The following is a 19,375-nucleotide window of genomic DNA, read 5'->3' as shown; positions in this document are numbered from 1 at the left end:
GGCGCCGGATAGCGAGCCGGCGCTCGAGCGGGCGCAACGAGTCCCACCTTAACGCACGAGACGCGGGGCGGCAACCGGGAGCGGGGCCTGCGGCGTGGCGCGTCGTGCGATGCCGCGGCGACCGGGCACGCAGGCGTTAAGGGCACTTGGGCAGTAGGCAGGTCGAGCTTGGGGTCAACGGGGGCAAAACCAGCGCGGTCCGCTTGCAGAGGTGGGAACGCTGCTTGCGTTAGGCCGCTTCGAGCAGCGGTTCGAGGATTTCCGCACAGATCATTGCGGATGCATTCGACGGCGCCGGGCGCTCAGCCGGCTTGAACACCGCGTCACCGCGCCGGATCTTGCGGCGCGACACCGCGCAGGTGCCGGACGAATGCGCCGAGCGGCGGCGCCAGCGCTGCTCGCCATAATGGCAGCGCCCCGGCTCGACCCAGCGGATGACCAGCGTCGTTTCGGAGCTCTCGAGAATTTCGATGCGTACGCCATTGCTACCGTCGAGGGGGATGGACTCCAGGGTCATCATCGGCTCCGTATTGTGGAGTGCCGAATTTAGTCCCGCGCGCGCCGAAGAGCCATTGTGCCCCCGTTGAAACACTGTTCCGCATATAGCAACAATCAGGCTTGACATTCGCGGTTAGCTGAAATGACGGACGTTGCAGCCCTTTTTATGTGAGTTCTTAACAATGAACGCTTTTTTGCAACGCTGTGTTGCCCATGGCGCGACAAGGGGAGCCGCCTGGAAAGGGCCGGCAACGCTTCCTTTAAGATGTATGTGATTGTCGGCCGGCGAAACTGAGGCGTCAGTGTACCGGGTTCGAGTTTTTCAGGTCGGCTCACTCGCATACCGTTTAAAAACACAAGAGTTCACATGATTCCACGCCCTCCCGCAGTCCCTCCCAACCCTCCCGAAGCGTCCTCCGTCGCCACCGAGCACCTGAAAAGGCAGAAGGCCGCAGCGGTCGTGCTCTATATCGGGCTCGTGCTGCTCGCATTGTGGGTGGTGCGCGATTTCATCGTGGTGGTGGCGTGGGCCGCGGTCGTCGCGATTGCGCTGTGGCCGCTCTTGCACAAGGCGGCGGGCAGTCGCTGGTTCAAGGGGCGCACGACCTTGCTCGCGACGGTCTTCACGCTGGTGATCGCCGTGCTCGTGCTGCTGCCGGTCGGGCTCGGCCTCGCGCAGGCGCTGCGCGAGGCGCACGACCTGAACGACTGGTTCCGCAGCGTGCAGGATAACGGCATCGCGCTGCCGGACTTCATCAACCGTCTGCCGTTCGGCGTGCAGCAGATCACGACGTGGTGGCAGGCCAATCTCGCTCAGCCGCTGCGCGACTCGGCCGCGATGAAGGGCCTGCACAGCGACACGGTGATGACGCTCGGCCGACATTTCGGCGCGCGCGCCGCGCACGCGGCAATGGTGTTCGCGTTCATGCTGGTCACGCTGTTCGTGATTTTTCAGGCGGGGCCGCGGTTATCCGGCTCGCTGCTGAAGGCCGCGCGACGCGGTTTCGGCGATAGCGGCGCGGACCTCGTCGCGCACATGGGGACCGCGGTGCGCGGCACGGTGTCCGGGTTGATCGTGGTCGGCGTCGGCGAAGGCCTGCTGCTTGGCGTCGCCTATTTTGTGACCGGCGTGCCGCACGCGGCGCTGCTCGGCTTCGTCACCGCGATCGCCGCGATGCTGCCGTTCTGCGCGCCGATCGTGTTCGGTCTCGCGGCACTGTGGCTGCTCGTGCAGGGCTCGATGGCCGCGGCGGCCGGGTTGCTGGTATTCGGCGTGATCGTCGTATTCGTCGCCGAGCACTTCGTGCGGCCGGTGCTGATCGGCAACTCGACCCGTCTGCCGTTCCTGCTCGTGCTGTTCGGCATTCTCGGCGGTGCGCAGACGTTCGGGCTGCTCGGGATTTTCATCGGCCCCGCGTTGATGACGGTGCTGATGGTGCTGTGGACCGATCTCGTCGGGTAACGCGGGCGTCGATGGGCGCGGGGCAGGATGGTGTTGCGCGCGCGGTGCCGTGCCGCCCCGGCTCAAGGCCGCTGATTCGACGGATGCTCCTGCGCGGGCGGCTTCACGCAGCCGAGCGTGTATTTGAGCGCGGCGGGCAACAGCGCGCTCCATACGTCCCACGTGTGGCCGCCGTCGATGATCCGCAGCGCCGCGGGATTGCCCGCGAGCCGCAGATGCGTGTACAGCAGTGATGCGTCGGCCTGGATGTCGAGGTCGTCGTCGCCGGAAGCGATGAACATCGGCAGGCGGTATGGCCGGCTCATGTAGCGGTCCCATTGCGCCGGATAATTGAGTTCGTGCCACACGCGCGGATCGAACTGGTGCTCGCCGAATACGCCGACCCGCCGCGCCGCCGACCCACGCGGCGGCTCGTTCGCATAGATCGCGGGACTGAGCAGCAGCGCGCCGCAAAACATCTCGGGCTGAGTGAGCGCGTAGCGCAACGCGCCGAAACCGCCCATCGACACACCGCCGATCATCCGGCCCCCTCGCTGCGTCGCGACCGCGTAGCGCGTTTCGATTTCGGGCAGCAGATCGTCGAAGAACGCGCTCTCCATCTTTTCCTTGCGATCGACGTACCAGTCCGTGCCGCCTTGCGGCATCACGATGACGACGGCCGGAATCTCCTTGCGCTCGATCAGCGTGTCCGCGGCGCTCTGCAGATGACCTTGCGTGAGCCAGTCGTTGGCGTCGCCGTTATTACCGTGCAGCAGGTAAAGCACCGGCAGGCGCGGACCGTCCGCGCGATAGCCGCCCGGCAGATAGATCGTGTAGTTCCAGTCGCGGCCGAGCGCATCGGAGTGGAAGCTGTGGCTCGCGACCGTGCTTGCGAACGCGGGCGCGTCGACGGCAAGCAGTGCGAGGACGAAACAGAGGAATCGACGCATGTCAGTGTGGAAGGCCGGCTGGCGCGGGATTCGCGCGCGGCCGTCATGCTATCAGCAATGGCGCCCTGTCTGAAAAGGAACGGGCAGGGCGACAGACGGCGCGTTTCGTTCAGCCCGACGTCCGCAGCCGCCCGGCAACGAACCGCCCGATCAACCGCTTCAGCGGCTCCGCGCCCAGCGCGACCGCGAACAGCGCGCCGACCGCGGCGGCATCGGCGAGCAGCCCGAGCGGATAGTTCAGGTAACCGTCGGTCGCCGCGTAGAGCACCGAGTCGACCACCAGCGAAATCACCGCGCCGGCAATGAAGCACAGCAAGCCCTGACGCCCGATCAAGCCGATCCACGGCAGCCGGCGCGCGACCTTCTTCGCCCAGCCGAGCTCGATCAGATTCGCGACGAGCCACGCGATCGCGACGAAGTTGCCCGCGCGCAGGTAGGACAGGTTTTGCTTGAGGCTCGCGGCCAGCGGCGCATGCGGCACAACGAGCTTGTAGTACGCGGCGCCCACGACCACCGCGAACGCCAGCACGCTCACGAGCCAGCCGAAGCGGTGCGCGCTGATCCGCTGATAAACCGGCTGGCAGCGCGCGAGCACGCCGAGCACGAACATCAGCTGCCATGCGAACGGGTTGAAGTCCCACTGCATGTCGGGCGCGGCGGGCAGGTACTTGCCGATCGCCGGCGCGCCGGCCCACAGCGCGACGCTGCCGGCGAGCAGCAGCCACGGCTTGCTGCGCGCGTGCGGCAGGATCGTGGGCACCAGCAGCGCGAAGAACGCGTACATCGGCAGCACCGACGCGAGGTACGGCTGGCGGCGCAGCAGCATGATGTCGCGCAGCGCCGCAAGCGGCGTGTCGATCAGGTCGTCCAGATCGGTCGTGGCGAGATTCGGCCCGTCGATGCTGAAGGCGGTGAGCACCGCGCTGACCAGCAGCATCAGCCCGGCGGTGACAAGAAACGCGCGATAGATTTCGAACGAGCGGCGCAGGAAGCGACTGCGCGCGATCGTCTCATTGCGTCGCTCGGCGAGCGCCGCATAGGCTGTGGCGGTCGCGAAGCCGCCGAGGAATACGAACACTTCGGCGGCGTCGCACAGCGCGTACGCATGCAGCGTCATGCGCGACAGAATGCTGCCGCCGATGTGATCGACGACGATGATCAGCAGAACCAGTCCGCGAAAAAAGTCGAGTTCGATCAGACGGGAGGAGGACCTGGTCATTGTTTGCGTCAAAAAAGCAGCCCCGTGCGACGGCGCACTGATCCAGCGCGGCGGGCGTCTCACGGGGCTTTTTAATATGGGATTGATACTGCGGCGGGGAGGCGTCCAATGCTGGTTTCGCCTGGTCCGCTTCGAGGTCGCTTCGGGCCGCCTTCACGAGGCAGTCGTCAACGGGCTGTCATGATGACCTTCGCTGCGGCGTCAAGTTCCGTTGCATCGCAGCAATGGCGCAGGATTATATTTCTTTTCGTGGCAATGACGCAGCGAGATCAACAGCAGCGGCTGTCGCTTACCTGAAGCGGCGTCACGAAAAAAGAGGCAGCGACGCGCAGTGGAGAATTAGCAACATTCTCGACGATCGGCACATCCTCTCATGGACGGACAGACGATGTCGTGTGAGGATTTCCGGAAAGAGCGGTGCAGGGAGATCGTCATGAACAAGCAAGTGTTCGCGCTGGCTGTCTGCATTGCTGCGTGTACCGTTTGTGCTCCACCTGCCGCCGCGCAGACTAGCGTCACGCTGTATGGCGTGATCGACGAAGGCATCAACTATACGAACAATGTCGGCCGCGGCCATGTTTATGAACTCGCGAGCGGTCTTGCGCATGGCAGCCGCTGGGGCCTGAAGGGTTCCGAAGATCTCGGCGGCGGCCTGAAGGCGATCTTCCAGCTCGAGGGCGGTTTCGATCTGAATTCCGGGCGGCTCGGCCAGGGCGGCCGCCTGTTCGGCCGGCAGGCTTTCGTCGGACTCGGCTCGCAGTCGTACGGCACGCTGACGTTCGGCCGACAATACGATTCGGTCGTCGATTATCTGGCGCAGACCACGGCCAACGGCAGTTGGGCCGGCGCGTTGTTCTCGCATCCCTACGACAACGACAACACCGACAACACGTTCCGCCTCGACAACACGGTCAAGTACACGAGTCCGGCGATCTCGGGCTTCCAGTTCGGCGGCACCTACAGCTTCAGCAACGACACGAGCTTCGCCAACAATCGCGCCTACAGCTTCGGCGGGCAGTACACGTACGGCGGGCTGCTGGTCGCCGCGGCCTATCTGCAGGCCGACAATCCGGGCAACGGTTCGAACGGCGCGATCACCACGAACGACGCCGGCTTCGTCGCGACGCGCCTGCGCGTGTTCGGCGGCGGCATTACCTATACGTTCGGACCCGCGACAGCGGGCTTCGTCTATAGCAACTCGAACTATCTGGAGCCGACCGCAAACGGTTATCTCGGTATCGAGCCGCTGGTGCCGCTCGTGCCCGTTACACCACCGGGCGTACTGCTGAACTCGCTCAAGTATCAGAACTTCGAGATCAACGGCAAGTATCAGATCTCGCCGGTGCTGTTCGTCGGCGCGCAGTACGTGTACACGATGGAAACCTACGAGGCATCGAACGGCGGCGTGAAGCCGCGCATCCATACGTTCGGCCTGATGGCGGACTACAACCTGTCCAAGCGTACCGACGTCTATCTGCAGGGTGCCTATCAACAGGTCACCGGCGATTCGACGCTGTCGATCCTCGATTACGCATTCATCCCCGGCACGCAGTCGCCGTCGTCGACGTCGAAGCAGGTCGTCGTGCGCGCGGCGATCCGGCATAGGTTCTAGTTCGGCGCCCGTCAACGCAAAAAGTCAGCCTTCGGATTTCGAAGGCTGATTTTTTTGCGCTCTCCGCTGCGACGCCCGGCCATTCAAGTTCGACCCGCGCCTGCCGATAAGTCGAATGTCAACAAGTGTGAGCGCGCGCCGCAGGCAGGCGGCGATGTGTGCGTCGTCGGCGTCCCGAACTCGGGCCGTCGTAACGCGGAAATACGGCTCGTAACGTCTGTATCAGAGTGTGTGGGGCCGGGCGTTTTTATTAAACGACACTTTAGAATCCCCGAGAAATTTGATTGGCAGACAGGCACGGGATGAGCGCGTTACGACGCGGCTTCGCCATGTCGTCGGGAAGGCCGCGCGGCCGAAGATCGCGCGCCTTGCCCGCGGCATCGCGGCATTCCGGCTTGCTTATCTATGCAGCAGGAGTCGAGCAAGATGACAAAGCGTTTCGACAGAACGATATTGGCCAGTCTGGCCGGCGCATGGGTTGCGCTGGCCGTCAGCGGATGTGCGAACCTCGGGCAGCCGGATGGGCAGAATGGTTTGGCAAGCAGTGCCGCCACGGCGTCCGGCGTGCTGGCGACGAATACGGCGGGAACCGCCTCTAGCGATCAGACGGCAGCCGCACCGCTGTCGATCGGTGCCAGCGATAACACGCCGCTGAAAAAATCGCCGCCGCTCGTCTATCGCGTCAGGCGTGGCGACACGCTCGCGCGGGTCGCGCAGCATCATCACATCGGCGTCAAGCAGCTGCAGGCGTGGAATGGGCTGAAGGCGTCGGCGCGGCTGAAGCCGGGGCAGGTGCTGCACGTCGCGTCGCCGGAGACGGTGCGCGCGGTGAAGGCAGCCAATGCGGCGGCCGCCGCGAAGGCCGCGGCGCAATCCACAACGCAGACTGCTTCACAAACGTCAGTGCAAACCTCGGCACAAGCCTCGACGCAGTCCGCCGCGCCGGCTCCGAACGCCACCGAAGTCCGCGAAGTCACGCAGGAAACCCGCCGGCATGCGAGCAGCGTGACGCTTGCGTGGCCTGCCGCCGGCAGCGTCGTCGAAGCGTTCCAGCCGGGCGAAACGCGCGGCATCGAGATCGGCGGCAAAGCGGGTGATCCGGTGCGAGCCGCCGCCGACGGCAAGGTGATGTACGCGGGCACGGGACTGAACAGCTACGGCAGCCTGATCATCGTGCAGCACAACAAGGACTTTCTGACCGCGTACTCGCATAACCGCAAGCTGCTGGTCAAGATGGGCGACGTCGTCCGCAAGGGACAGCAGATCGCCGAGATGGGCGATGAGAACAACTCGCGTGTGTCAGTCGGCTTCGAAGTGCGGCGCGACGGCAAGCCGGTCGATCCGCTGCCTTATCTACCGCAGGGGCGCGGCTGAGCTTCGGCGGTCCCGCGAAAGCTCACCTTGAATTTAGTCAGCAAAGCCAGGTAGTTTGATCGACCGCGCATTGTGGCGGTCGTCAAATCGTTGCGAAAGTACCGTCACGCGGCAGCAGTCCGCCGAATCTGCGAAAGAGTACCGACCATCCACGATGCGGCCTCGATCCGCAGCCGTTTATCAACGGTGAGGAAATACAGGAGCCGGCAGCCAGCGCAGACGCCGCCGCCGTGCTCCGGGCGAACCGCCGTCAGGTGATTTGCACACCGCGCAGCAACCGCGAAACCTCGCCGTGGTAATGCAGGATCGCCGGATCGGCCTGCAACAGCGGCAAATAACGCGGCAGGAAGCCGTTATTGGGTTGATCGGGCGAGAACAGGCCGACCACGGCCTCGGCGGTCGCGAGACGGTCGCCGGCATCGGCTTCTGCGTCGTCGAGAATTTCGTCGACGCTCGCGATCACCGTCGATAGCGGCGCCAGCCAGCGAAACCCCGAACCGTTGATCAGCACTTGCAAGAAGGCCGCCGGCGTCACCGGGCCGAACTCCTTTTCGTACGCGGCGCGTTCGTGATCGAGAATCGCCTTGTGCAGCGCAAGCAACGGTCGGCGAATGTCCGTGAGAAATTGAGTGCATTGCGGGTCGTTCATCGGCGGCTCCTGCGGCTGAGGTGACTCGACGGAATCGTGCATCGCAACGCCGCGCAGTGCGATGCAGCGGGTCGCGCGATCACGCTAACGGATCAATCCGTTGATGGTAACGCATCGGTCCCGCCGACACATGCGATCCAGCGCGCACAGCGCGACATGTACCGCCTGGCCGCTTCAAAGCGAACTTCTTTCGACCCGACTACAATCGGCCGGCTTTCTGGCGACACCCGCTCGATCACAGGCCGCTTTTCACTGCGTATTAGCGCGACATGCCGAACAAAACCGGCAGGTGTTCGCGGTCTGGTGCGACGTCGCGATCTAAACCGCGCGACCACAACAACGCCCCCACCGGAGCCGCTCATGACCACGTTCAATATCAACGGCGAGACTCATTCCGTCGATGCCCCGCCCGACATGCCCCTGCTGTGGGTGCTGCGTGATCTCGTCGGGCTGACCGGCACCAAGTTCGGCTGCGGCATCGCGCAGTGCGGCGCATGCACCGTGCATCTCGACGGCGTCGCGGTGCGCTCGTGCGTGTTCCCGGCGGCGGCGGTCGGCGACCGCAAGATCGTCACGATCGAAGCGGTCGGCGCCACGGCCACGGGCCACAAAGTGCAGCAGGCCTGGCGTGAACTCGACGTCGTGCAATGCGGCTACTGTCAGTCCGGGCAAGTGATGTCGGCGGCGTCGCTGCTCGCGCGCAATCCCAGCCCGAGCGACGCCGACATCGACGCCGCGATGGCTGGCAACATCTGCCGTTGCGGGACTTACCACCGCGTGCGTGCGGCGATCAAGCATGCCGCGAAGGGGGCCTGACATGTCGCAGGGATTGCTCGATGCACAGAACGGCGCGCAGCCGTCGGACCTCGACACGCGGCCTGCGCGCGGCATCTCGCGGCGCAGCTTCCTCAAGTTCGGCGTGACGGTCGGCGCCGCGGCCGGCGGCGGTCTGCTGCTGGGCTTCAGCGTGCCGGCCGCGAGCCAGGATCGGAAGGCGGGCAGCAGCGTGATCGGCGGCGATGCGAACGAGGCACCGCAAAGCGGTGTGTTCGCGCCGAACGCGTTCATCCAGATCGACACCGCCGGCAAGGTCACGCTCGTGATACCGAAGGTCGAGATGGGACAGGGCGTCTATACGTCGATCCCGATGCTGATCGCCGAAGAACTCGAAGTGCCGCTCGACGCGGTCACGCTCGATCACGCGCCGCCGAACGAAACGCTCTTCAAGGACCCGCTGCTCGGCGGCCAGTTGACCGGCGGCTCGACGTCGATCCGCTTCGCGTGGGAGCCGATGCGCCACGCCGGCGCGACTGCGCGCGTGATGCTGATCAACGCGGCCGCGCAGCAGTGGCAGGTCGATCCGGCCAGTTGCCATGCGCAGGCCGGCGAGGTGATTCACGCGGCCAGCAATCGCAGCGCGAGCTATGGCCAGCTCGCGCAGGCCGCCTCCGCGCTGCCCGCGCCGCAGAACGTGCGGTTGAAAGACCCGCAGGATTTCAAGCTGATCGGCACGCCGGCCAGGCGTCTCGATTCGCCGGAAAAAGTCGACGGCACCGCGCAGTTCGGCCTCGACGTGCGCTTGCCCGACATGGTCTACGCGGCGATCGCGAACTGTCCCGTGTTCGGCGGCACGCTCGCGAGCGTCGACGATACGCATGCGAAGACGATCCCCGGCGTGCGCGAAGTCATCAGGCTCGACAACGCGGTCGCGGTGATTGGCGCTCACACGTGGGCCGCGAAGCGCGGCCTGCAGGCGCTCGACATCAAGTGGAACGAAGGCGCGGGCGCGCAGGTGTCGATGAAGCGCATCGTCGACGATCTCGCGGCGGCCTCGCAGCACGGCGGCGCGGTGGCGCGCAAGGACGGCGATGTCGGCCGCGCGTTCGGCGACGCGAAGTCGCGTGTCGACACGATCTACCAGCAGCCGTTCCTCGCGCACGCGACGATGGAGCCGGTCAACGCCACGGTTCACGTGCGCGGCGACGCGTGCGAAATCTGGCTCGGCTCGCAGGTGCCGACGCGCGTCGTCGATGCGGCGGCCGCGGTCACAGGCTTGCCTGCCGACAAGATCATCGTGCACAACCATCTGCTCGGCGGCGGCTTCGGGCGGCGGCTCGAAACCGACATGGTCACGCAGGCCGTGAAGGTCGGCAAACAGGTGTCGACGCCGGTCAAGGTGCTGTGGACACGCGAAGAAGACATCCAGCACGACATGTACCGGCCGTACTACTACGACACGATCTCGGCCGGGCTCGACGCGAACGGCAAACCGATCGCGTGGCAGCACCGCATTGCCGGTTCGTCGATCATCGCGCGCTTCGCGCCGCCCGCGTTCAGGAATGGACTCGATCCTGACGCCGTGGAAGTCGCCGCCGATCTGCCGTACGACCTGCCCAACCAACTGATCGACTACGTACGCGTGGAACCACACGCGGTGCCCACCGCGTTCTGGCGCGGCGTCGGGCCGACGCGCGGCACGTTCGTCGTCGAGAGCTTCATCGACGAACTGGCCGCGCACGCGAAGATCGATCCGGTGCAGTACCGGCGCAACCTGCTCGGCAAATCACCGCGCGCGCTGAACGTGCTCAACCTCGCAGCGCAAGCCGGCAACTGGGGCGGCGCGCTGCCGCAGGGGCAAGGGCGCGGCATTTCGGTGATGCACGCATTCGGCAGCTTCTTCGCGATCGTCGTCGAGGTCGCGGTCGAGCAGGGCGAGGTGACAGTCAAGCGCGTCAACTGCGCGGTCGATTGCGGGATGGCCGTCAATCCGAACACGATCGAGGCGCAGGTGCAGGGCGGCATCATCTTCGGCATCACGGCGGCGCTTTATAGCGAGATCACGATCAACAACGGCCGCGTCGAGCAGAGCAACTTCACCGACTATCGGATGCTGCGCATCGACCAGACGCCGCCGATCGACGTGCATCTCGTGAAGAGCGGCGAGGCGCCCGGCGGCATCGGCGAGCCTGGCACCGCGGCGCTCGCGCCCGCGCTGACCAACGCGATTTATGCGGCCACCGGCAAGCGGCTGCGGCAGTTGCCGGTTGGCCGTCAACTGCACAGCGCGTAACGCGCAAGGAGCCCGACATGAAAAACACGCTGAAGGGTCTTGGCGCGGTGTTGTGCGTGGCATTGCCGTTTCTCGCGCAGGTGCCTGCCGGGGCGGCAACTCCGGCAACCCGCTCCGCCGCCGACCAGGCGCTCGTGCAACGCGGCGCCTATCTCGCTCAACTCGGCGATTGCGCTGCCTGTCACACGGCGCCGAAGGGCAAGCCGTTCGCCGGCGGCTTGCCGATGAGCACGCCGATGGGCCGCATCTACGTGACCAACATCACGCCGGACGCGCAGACCGGTATCGGCGGCTACACCGAAGCGGACTTCGCGCGGGCACTGCGCGAGGGTGTCGCGAAAGACGGCCACAACCTGTATCCGGCGATGCCGTATCCGTCCTATGCGAAGGTCAGCGACGACGACGCGAAGGCGCTGTACGCGTTCTTCATGCACGGCGTCGCACCCGTGCAGCAGGCGAATCGCGAGTCCGATATCAAATGGCCGTTGAACATGCGCTGGCCGCTGAAGTTCTGGAACATGGCGTTTCTGGAGAAGGGCGCGTACCGCGACAAGCCGGGCAAGGACGTCGCGTGGAATCGCGGCGCGTATCTGGTGCAAGGGCTCGGGCATTGCGGGTCGTGCCACACGCCGCGCGGCGTCGCGTTCCAGGAAAGCGCGCTCGACGAAAGCGGCAGTGCGTTCCTGAGCGGCGCGCTGCTCGACGGCTGGTTCGCGTCGAACCTGACCGGCGAGCACAACACCGGGCTTGGCCGCTGGAGCGACGAGGATCTGCGCACGTTCCTGAAGACCGGCGCGAATCGCCACGCTTCGGCGTTCGGCTCGATGACGGGCGTGATCAACAACAGCACGCAAGCCATGAACGATCAGGACGTCGCGGCGATTTCGACGTATCTGAAGTCGTTGCCGCCGGCCAGCGGCAACGGTGCGGCGCCCTACACGTACGATCCGCAGGCGACGAAGGTGTCGCTCGATCGCCCCGCGCACGATGCCGGCGCGCGCGTCTATACCGCGTATTGCATGCATTGCCACGGCGTCGACGGACGCGGCTTCGCGCCGATGCTCGCGCCGCTCGCCGGCAATCCGAACGTGCTTGCGAAGGATGCGTCGTCGCTGATCAATGTGACGCTGAACGGCACCGGCGATCTGGTGATCAACGGCATGCCGTCGCCGTTCCCGATGCCCGGCTTCGCGGCGGTGCTCGACGATCAACAGATCGCCGACGTACTGAGCTTCGTGCGCGCGGGCTGGAACAACGGCGCGCCGGCGCTCGGCGTGGCGGAGGTCGCGAAGCTGCGACAGTCGACCCGGGCGGCGCGGTGATCGGCTGGTCGGTGTATCTGTGGAGGAGGCGCAAGACCAAACTAAGTTTCAGTCAGGACTGGCGCATTGCAGAACATCTTTGTAAAAACGTTGCTCAAAATCGCTTGGGCCGAAGCGTTCGACAACTCATTGGGCATCGTCTTGTTGAAGTAAAGGATGCCGTCGATCAATGCGATAGCGGCGAGCGCGTGGTCGGCGAAAGGGCTTGGCAACTGTATGTCAAGGCGCTTGCAGAACTGCTCGATGAAGTACGCAATCATGTCGCGCTTTTCCATGCATAGGGCGTTCACACATTGCCGGAATTTCACGTCACGCATGGCGTGCAAGCGCGCCTCAGCCCAGATGATGTAGTGGTTGTCGTCGCGATAGCACTGCGCGTACACCGAGGCTAGTTGTACTTGCAGGTTTTCGATGGACGGAGCGGCGTCTAGCAACTTCTGCAAGTTTTCTTGCATCTTCTGGTGATCGAGACGGAGCAGTTCGACGGATAGATCGTTTTTGCTGCTGAAGTTCGAGTAAAACGCGCCGCGGGTATAGCCGGCCTTGGCGGCGATGTCCTCCACGCTGGTCGCAGCAAACCCTTTCTCGGCGATGCACGACGCCGCTGCGTCGAGCAAGCGCCGCCGGGTCTGCTCGCGGCTTTCTGCTCGCGTCATTCGTTCGGATGGCATGCGGCGAAGCCCTCATCAAGCAAGGAACGATGGCCAGGTTTCACGTTCCGGGTTAGGCGTTACGGCTGTGTACGGTTGCTATTTGATGGCGACCGCCTCGGATTCGCTCGGTTGCCAACCGCCACCGAGCGCCTTGAAGGCAGCAATCGCCGCGCGTGCCGATTCCGTTTGCGCCTGCACACGCTCATCCGAGGCTCGCAGCAGGTTCTCGTCGGCCTGCAACACTTCAATCAGGCTGACGACACCATTTTGGTAGGCCGCGAACGAGGCGGCTCGCGCCCGGCCGAGCGAGTTCACTCCCTGGTCGAGCACCGCAGTCTGTTCCTCGCGCTTGACCAGTGCCGAGAAAGCGTTCTCGACATCTTCGGTCGCATGCAGCGCTGCCAGCCGGTACGCGGCGAGCATCTCGGCCTGCTGGCCCTTGGCCTGGCCGATCTGCGCGTTGATGCGGCCGAAGTCGAACAGACGCCAGCGCAGGCCCAGCACGCCAGCGGCCTGACTGGCGCCGCTACTGAACAGGTTGCCGCTGGCCACCGAGGTGGCGCTGCCGATCAGTCCGCTGAGCGACACCTTGGGGTAATACTCTGCGATCGCGACGCCGATGCGCGCGTTCGACGCAGCCAGGCGACGCTCGGCCACGATCAGGTCGGGCCGGCGCCTGAGCAACTCTCCCGGCGATCCGGTGTCCGCGATCTGCGGGGCGACCGGGATGTCGCCAGCTTCGACCAGTTCGGCCCGATGCGTGCCGGGCTGCGAACCCAGCATCACGTCCAGCGCGTTCATGGCCGCATCCAGACCCGCCTCGAGGACCGGGACGGATGCCTGTACCTGGGCCAGCGCACCTTCAGCCTGGCTCACCTGAAGGTCGGCCGCCAATCCTTTGCCATACAGGAGCTTGATGGTCGAGAGCAGATCCTGCTGCGTCTGCACCTGCCGGCGGGCAACCTTCAGACGGGCCTGCAATCCACGAATCGTGATGTAAATATCGGCAGTCTGCGCCGCCACTGCCAGGCGCGTGGCCACCGCACCCGCTTCCGAAGCCTGGTATTCGGCAAGTGCCGCTTCCCGCCCGCGACGCAGGCCACCAAACACATCCAGTTCCCAGCTCGCGTTGAAATCAGCCTCGTAATCATTGCCGTAGCGATCGAAACCGGGCGTCGAATTCAGGACTCGCCCCAACGGGGTTTCAACCGACTGGTAGACTCGCGCCGCCTGGCCGCTGACATTGCCGGACGGCAGCAGCGCGGCATTCGCCGCGCCAAGTCCCGCGCGCGCCTGCGACACGCGAGCGGCTGCCTGCGCGAGGTCCAGGTTCTGTTCCAGCGCGAGCGAGACGAGCCGTGTGAGTTGCGGATCACCGAAACCCGTCCACCACGTGACAAGGTCGGCACGGGCCGCCGCGTGCCGGTGATCCACCGCGGCCTGGCCCTGGAACCGCTCCGGCATGGCTACATTGGGCCGGGCATAATCGGGGCCTACAGCGCAGCCTGCCAACAGGCTGGCGACAATAAACGCGGCAAGGATGGGTTTGGGTAGCATGGGCGTCTTCGCAAGGTTCTGGGCGTGACCATAATACCAAATAGTCACTAGTTGTCCATTCCTGTATGCTATACCCATGAAAAAAGCCTCCACTTCCCCCATCCCGGCGCGCGGCCCCGCCGACCACGAGGTACGGGATCAGATCATTGCCGCAGCCACCGAGCACTTCAGCCGGTACGGCTATGAAAAGACGACCGTCTCCGATCTCGCGAAGGCCATCGGCTTTTCGAAGGCCTACATCTACAAGTTTTTCGAGTCGAAGCAGGCGATCGGCGAGATGATCTGCGCGAACTGCCTGCACGAGATCGAAAGCGACGTCCGGGCTGCTGTCGCGGAGGCCGGGCTGCCGCCGGAAAAGCTGCGGCGCATGTTCAAGGTCTCTACGGAAGCAAGCCTTCGGCTGTTTTTCCAGGACCGTAAGCTCTACGACATCGCCGCTTCGGCAGCCACGGAAAACTGGCAGGCGGTGCAGGCCTACGAAGCGCGCGTGCAGAACCTGCTGCAGGATGTTCTGCAGGAAGGCCGGCAAAGCGGAGACTTCGAACGCAAGACGCCACTGGACGAAACCGCCATGGCGATCTATCTGGTTATGCGCCCCTACCTCAACCCATTGCTACTGCAGTACAACCTCGATACCACCGAGCTCGCGCCCGCGCAACTCTCCAGTCTGGTACTCCGCAGCCTGTCGCCGTGACACGACAACCACGTGTGACTATTGACTAATTTAGTCACTATAACCATAATGAAAGTCCCGATCACACCGTCAATGGGTCTTTCATGCTCCGACGTCGCCTTGTTACCTCTGCAGTCGTCTGTGCACTGCCACTTGCGCTAGCCGCCTGCGGCGCAAAAGCACCGTCCGATCCGCGCACCGAGGCGCCCCTTGTGCGCACCGCCATTGCTCAGGCGGCGATCCCGGCGTCCCGTTCGTTTACCGGAACCGTCGCCGCGCGCGTGCAGAGCGACCTGGGATTTCGCGTCTCCGGCAAGGTGCTCGAGCGGCTGGTGGATGCCGGACAAACTGTCAAGCGCGGTCAGCCGCTGATGCGCATCGACCCCATCGATCTGAAGCTTGCCGCGCAGGCCCGGCAGGACGCGGTCACCGCCGCGCGAGCACGCGCGCAGCAGACCGCGCAGGATGAGGAGCGCTATCGCGACCTGCGCGGCACCGGCGCGATATCGGCATCGGCCTATGACCAGACCAAGGCGGCGGCCGATGCCGCCAAAGCGCAGCTCAGCGCGGCCGTGGCTGACGCCGACGTTGCGCGCAACGCGACCGGCTATGCCGAACTGCTGGCGGACGGCGATGGCGTCGTGATGGAAACGCTGGCCGAACCGGGCCAGGTCGTCAGCGCCGGCCAGCCCGTGGTGCGCCTGGCGCACGCCGGGCCTCGCGAGGCCGTTGTCCAGCTACCGGAAACCCTGCGCCCCGCCGTCGGTTCGGTCGCGCAAGCCACGCTGTTCGGCAACAGCGGCGTGAGCGTACCGGCCACGCTGCGCCAGCTCTCCGACGCTGCGGATTCTCATACCCGGACCTTTGAAGCGCGGTATGTGCTGCAGGGAGAACTGGCTAATGCGCCGTTGGGCGCCACGGTCACGATCCAGATTCCGGACGCGCGTTCCGCGGTGCTGGGTGGTTTGCAGGTGCCGATTGGTGCACTGCTGGACGGGGGCAAGGGACCCGGGGTGTGGGTCATTAACGGCGAACCGGCAAAGGTTTCCTGGCGGCCGGTTACCGTCGAACATCTGGACGACGATAGTGCCCGCGTCGCCGGTGAGATCAGGCAAGGCGACCGGATCGTCGCGCTCGGCGCGCAGCTGCTGCGCGAAGGCGAGCGGGTCCGGGTGACAGGTCAAGCCGTCGCGATGTCGACCGAGGGAGTCCGTCCGTGAGCGAAGGCCGTTTCAACCTGTCGGCGCTCGCTGTGCGCGAGCGCTCCGTCACCCTGTTCCTGATCTGCCTGATCTCGCTGGCGGGGCTCGTTTCGTTCTTCAAGCTGGGCCGGGCGGAAGACCCCGCCTTCACGGTCAAGGTGATGACTATCATCACCGCGTGGCCCGGAGCCACCGCGCAGGAAATGCACGATCAGGTCGCCGAGAAGATCGAGAAGCGCATGCAGGAGCTGCGCTGGTACGACCGGACCGAGACCTACACACGACCAGGCCTCGCCTTCACGACCTTGACATTGCTCGACAGCACCCCGCCGTCGGAAGTGCAGGAACAGTTCTACCAGGCCCGGAAAAAAATCAGCGATGAGGCAGGCAATCTTCCATCCGGCGTGATCGGACCGATGGTCAACGACGAATACGCGGATGTTACCTTCGCGCTGTTTGCCCTGAAGGCGAAGGGTGAACCGCAGCGCCTGCTCGTTCGCGATGCCGAGACGCTGCGCCAACGGCTGCTGCACGTGCCGGGCGTGAAGAAGGTCAACATCATCGGTGAGCAGGCGGAGCGGATCTATGTCGAGCTCTCACATGACCGCCTGGCAACGCTGGGCGTGAGCCCGCAGGATGTGTTCGCCGCACTCAACGGTCAGAACGCGCTGACGCCGGCCGGCTCCGTGGAGACCAAAGGTCCGGAGCTATTCATTCGCCTGGACGGTGCCTTCGACAACTTGCAGAAGATCCGCGACACGCCAGTCGTGGCGCAGGGCCGCACGCTGAAGCTGTCGGACATCGCCACCGTCACGCGCGGTTATGAAGATCCGGCGACGTTCATGATCCGCAACAACGGCGAACCGGCACTGCTGCTGGGCATCGTCATGCGCGATGGTTGGAACGGGCTCGAGCTCGGCAAGGCGCTGGACAGCGAAGTCGGCGCGGTCAACGCCGGGCTGCCGTTGGGCATGAGCCTGACCAAAGTCACCGATCAGGCCGTCAACATTCATTCGGCGGTCGACGAGTTCATGGTGAAGTTTTTTGTCGCGCTGCTGGTGGTCATGCTGGTGAGTTTCGTCAGCATGGGCTGGCGCGTGGGCCTCGTCGTTGCCGCGGCCGTACCGCTGACACTCGCGGTCGTGTTCGTCGTGATGGCCGCAACCGGCAAGAACTTCGACCGCATCACCCTCGGATCGCTGATCCTTGCGCTGGGCCTGCTGGTGGACGACGCGATCATCGCCATCGAAATGATGGTGGTGAAGATGGAGGAGGGCTACAGCCGCGTGGCCGCCTCTGCCTATGCGTGGAGCCATACGGCCGCGCCGATGCTGGCGGGCACGCTGGTGACGGCCGTCGGCTTCATGCCCAATGGCTTCGCGCGCTCCACGGCCGGCGAATACACCAGCAACATGTTCTGGATCGTCGGCATTGCGCTGATCGCATCGTGGGTCGTCGCGGTGGTCTTCACGCCCTACCTGGGTGTAAAGATGCTCCCCGATTTCAAAAAGGTCGAAGGCGGCCACGAAGCGATCTACGACACGCCGCGCTACAACCGCTTCCGTCAACTGCTCACGCGCGTCATCGCGCGCAAGTGGCTGGTCGCCGGTTCGGTCGTCGGCCTCTTCGTCCTGGCCATCGTCGGCATGGGCGTGGTCAAGAAACAATTCTTCCCGATCTCCGACCGTCCTGAAGTGCTGGTCGAGGTGCAGATGCCCTATGGCACGTCCATCTCCCAAACCAGCGCCGCCACGCAGAAGGTGGAAGCCTGGCTCGCCAGACAGAAGGAAGCCAGGATCGTCACCGCTTACGTCGGGCAAGGTGCGCCGCGCTTTTACCTGGCGATGGGACCGGAACTGCCCGATCCGTCGTTCGCGAAGATCGTAGTGCGCACGGACAGCCAGGATGAGCGCGACGCATTGAAGCAGCGACTGCGTCAGGCAGTCGCCAACGGTCTCGCCTCCGAGGCGCGCGTGCGGGTCACGCAACTCGTGTTCGGTCCGTATTCGCCGTACCCGGTCGCCTACCGTATCTCTGGCCCGGACCCGGACAAGCTGCGCGGTATTGCGGGAGAAGTCGAGCAGGCGATGGATGTCAGTCCGATGATGCGCACGGTCAACGCTGACTGGGGGACGCGCACGCCCACGCTGCACTTCACGTTGCAGCAGGATCGCTTGCAAGCGGTGGGGTTGACTTCCAGTGCCGTGGCGCAACAGCTGCAATTCCTGCTCAGCGGGGTGCCTGTCACCGCCGTGCGTGAGGACATCCGAACCGTGCAGGTCATGGCGCGTTCGGCCGGCGACATCCGGCTCGATCCGGCCCGGATCGGCGACTTCACGCTGGCTGGCGCGGGCGGGCAACGCGTCCCGCTGTCGCAGGTGGGCAAGGTCGACGTGCGCATGGAGGAACCGGTTATGCGCTGGCGCGACCGCGTGCCGACGATCACGGTACGTGGCGACATCGCCGACAACTTGCAGCCGCCGGACGTATCGACGGCGATCACGAAGCAGCTTCAACCGATCATCGCCAAGCTTCCGACCGGCTACCGTATCGAAGAGGCGGGCTCCATCGAGGAATCGGCCAAAGCGACGAACGCCATGTTGCCGCTCTTCCCGATCATGCTGGCGGTTACGCTCATCATCATCATCTTCCAGGTGCGCTCGATCTCCGCGATGGTGATGGTGTTCCTGACCAGCCCGCTGGGCTTGATCGGGGTGGTGCCAACGTTGATCCTGTTCCGGCAGCCGTTCGGCATCAATGCGCTGGTTGGCCTCATTGCGCTGTCGGGCATCCTGATGCGCAACACGCTGATCCTGATCGGGCAGATCCATCAGAACGAACACGCGGGCCTGGATCCATTCCACGCGGTCGTCGAAGCCACTGTGCAGCGTGCCCGCCCGGTGATCCTCACCGCCATGGCGGCGATCCTCGCTTTCATTCCGCTGACCCACTCGGTGTTCTGGGGAACCCTCGCCTACACGCTGATCGGCGGCACGTTCGCCGGGACGATTTTGACCCTGGTGTTCCTGCCGGCCATGTATTCGATCTGGTTCAAGATTCGACCCGACAGTACCGCTGGCTCGCGCAAAGATCGGCATCAGCAGGCGCAGCCTTCCGGGCAAACGCTGCAGGAAGCGCTCGACACGCGCAGTTAA

General features: G+C 64.8%; 15 protein-coding genes. 9 read left to right on the top strand and 6 right to left on the bottom strand.

What is annotated here, in order from left to right:
• Positions 1 to 229: 229 nt before the first annotated feature.
• Positions 230 to 517 (bottom strand): DUF3331 domain-containing protein, encoded by a 288-nt coding sequence (locus F6X42_RS31070; RefSeq protein ID WP_187637853.1) that lies wholly within the window; start codon positions 515 to 517, stop codon positions 230 to 232.
• 348 nt (positions 518 to 865) lie between these two features.
• Between F6X42_RS31070 and F6X42_RS31065 the strand changes: the two genes are divergently transcribed.
• Positions 866 to 1,960, top strand: coding sequence for an AI-2E family transporter (locus tag F6X42_RS31065; protein ID WP_187637852.1), 1,095 nt, complete (start codon positions 866 to 868; stop codon positions 1,958 to 1,960).
• A gap of 62 nt (positions 1,961 to 2,022) precedes the next feature.
• Here the strand turns inward: F6X42_RS31065 and F6X42_RS31060 are convergent, their stop codons facing one another.
• Positions 2,023 to 2,889 (bottom strand): alpha/beta hydrolase, encoded by an 867-nt coding sequence (locus F6X42_RS31060; RefSeq protein ID WP_187637851.1) that lies wholly within the window; start codon positions 2,887 to 2,889, stop codon positions 2,023 to 2,025.
• A gap of 109 nt (positions 2,890 to 2,998) precedes the next feature.
• On the bottom strand, positions 2,999 to 4,108 hold the full coding sequence (locus F6X42_RS31055; protein ID WP_187637850.1) for an OpgC domain-containing protein: 1,110 nt from the start codon (positions 4,106 to 4,108) through the stop codon (positions 2,999 to 3,001).
• A gap of 433 nt (positions 4,109 to 4,541) precedes the next feature.
• Here F6X42_RS31055 and F6X42_RS31050 point away from each other — a divergent pair, with 433 nt between their 5' ends.
• On the top strand, positions 4,542 to 5,720 hold the full coding sequence (locus tag F6X42_RS31050; protein WP_187637849.1) for a porin: 1,179 nt from the start codon (positions 4,542 to 4,544) through the stop codon (positions 5,718 to 5,720).
• Positions 5,721 to 6,146: 426 nt separating this feature from the next.
• Positions 6,147 to 7,094, top strand: coding sequence for a peptidoglycan DD-metalloendopeptidase family protein (locus F6X42_RS31045; protein WP_187637848.1), 948 nt, complete (start codon positions 6,147 to 6,149; stop codon positions 7,092 to 7,094).
• A gap of 250 nt (positions 7,095 to 7,344) precedes the next feature.
• On the opposite strand, the gene F6X42_RS31040 is transcribed toward F6X42_RS31045, so the two are convergent.
• Positions 7,345 to 7,743: a hypothetical protein gene (locus F6X42_RS31040; RefSeq protein ID WP_187637847.1), complete on the bottom strand. Its 399-nt coding sequence runs from the start codon at positions 7,741 to 7,743 to the stop codon at positions 7,345 to 7,347.
• A 360-nt stretch (positions 7,744 to 8,103) separates the two neighbouring features.
• Here F6X42_RS31040 and F6X42_RS31035 point away from each other — a divergent pair, with 360 nt between their 5' ends.
• Genes F6X42_RS31035 through F6X42_RS31025 form a run of 3 tightly spaced genes read left to right on the top strand, consistent with a single transcriptional unit; the run spans position 8,104 to position 12,135 of the window.
• On the top strand, positions 8,104 to 8,559 hold the full coding sequence (locus F6X42_RS31035) for a (2Fe-2S)-binding protein (RefSeq protein ID WP_187637846.1): 456 nt from the start codon (positions 8,104 to 8,106) through the stop codon (positions 8,557 to 8,559).
• 1 nt (position 8,560) lies between these two features.
• Complete coding sequence (locus F6X42_RS31030; RefSeq protein ID WP_187637845.1) at positions 8,561 to 10,813, top strand: xanthine dehydrogenase family protein molybdopterin-binding subunit; 2,253 nt, start codon at positions 8,561 to 8,563, stop codon at positions 10,811 to 10,813.
• A gap of 17 nt (positions 10,814 to 10,830) precedes the next feature.
• Entirely contained in the window at positions 10,831 to 12,135 is a 1,305-nt protein-coding gene (locus tag F6X42_RS31025; RefSeq protein ID WP_187637844.1) for a c-type cytochrome, read from the top strand.
• 41 nt (positions 12,136 to 12,176) lie between these two features.
• Here the strand turns inward: F6X42_RS31025 and F6X42_RS31020 are convergent, their stop codons facing one another.
• Both F6X42_RS31020 and F6X42_RS31015 read right to left on the bottom strand, forming a co-directional pair.
• Positions 12,177 to 12,806 carry a TetR/AcrR family transcriptional regulator gene (locus F6X42_RS31020; protein WP_246530304.1) on the bottom strand — a complete coding sequence of 210 codons (630 nt, stop codon included), beginning with the start codon at positions 12,804 to 12,806 and terminating at the stop codon, positions 12,177 to 12,179.
• A 78-nt stretch (positions 12,807 to 12,884) separates the two neighbouring features.
• Positions 12,885 to 14,345 (bottom strand): efflux transporter outer membrane subunit, encoded by a 1,461-nt coding sequence (locus tag F6X42_RS31015; protein ID WP_187637843.1) that lies wholly within the window; start codon positions 14,343 to 14,345, stop codon positions 12,885 to 12,887.
• Positions 14,346 to 14,421: 76 nt separating this feature from the next.
• Between F6X42_RS31015 and F6X42_RS31010 the strand changes: the two genes are divergently transcribed.
• The 3 genes from F6X42_RS31010 to F6X42_RS31000 all read left to right on the top strand — a co-directional run bounded on the left by F6X42_RS31010 (position 14,422) and on the right by F6X42_RS31000 (position 19,375).
• On the top strand, positions 14,422 to 15,039 hold the full coding sequence (locus F6X42_RS31010) for a TetR/AcrR family transcriptional regulator (protein ID WP_187637842.1): 618 nt from the start codon (positions 14,422 to 14,424) through the stop codon (positions 15,037 to 15,039).
• An 83-nt stretch (positions 15,040 to 15,122) separates the two neighbouring features.
• On the top strand, positions 15,123 to 16,238 hold the full coding sequence (locus F6X42_RS31005) for an efflux RND transporter periplasmic adaptor subunit (protein ID WP_187637841.1): 1,116 nt from the start codon (positions 15,123 to 15,125) through the stop codon (positions 16,236 to 16,238).
• Positions 16,235 to 19,375 carry an efflux RND transporter permease subunit gene (locus F6X42_RS31000; protein WP_187637840.1) on the top strand — a complete coding sequence of 1,047 codons (3,141 nt, stop codon included), beginning with the start codon at positions 16,235 to 16,237 and terminating at the stop codon, positions 19,373 to 19,375. Before F6X42_RS31005 ends, F6X42_RS31000 begins: the two co-directional genes overlap by 4 nt.

The sequence above is a fragment of the Paraburkholderia podalyriae genome (assembly GCF_014397785.1).
GTDB classification, from domain to species: Bacteria; Pseudomonadota; Gammaproteobacteria; order Burkholderiales; family Burkholderiaceae; genus Paraburkholderia; species Paraburkholderia podalyriae.
The sequence above is the reverse complement of the archived record's forward strand: the minus strand, read 5'-3'. Positions and strand labels throughout refer to the sequence as shown.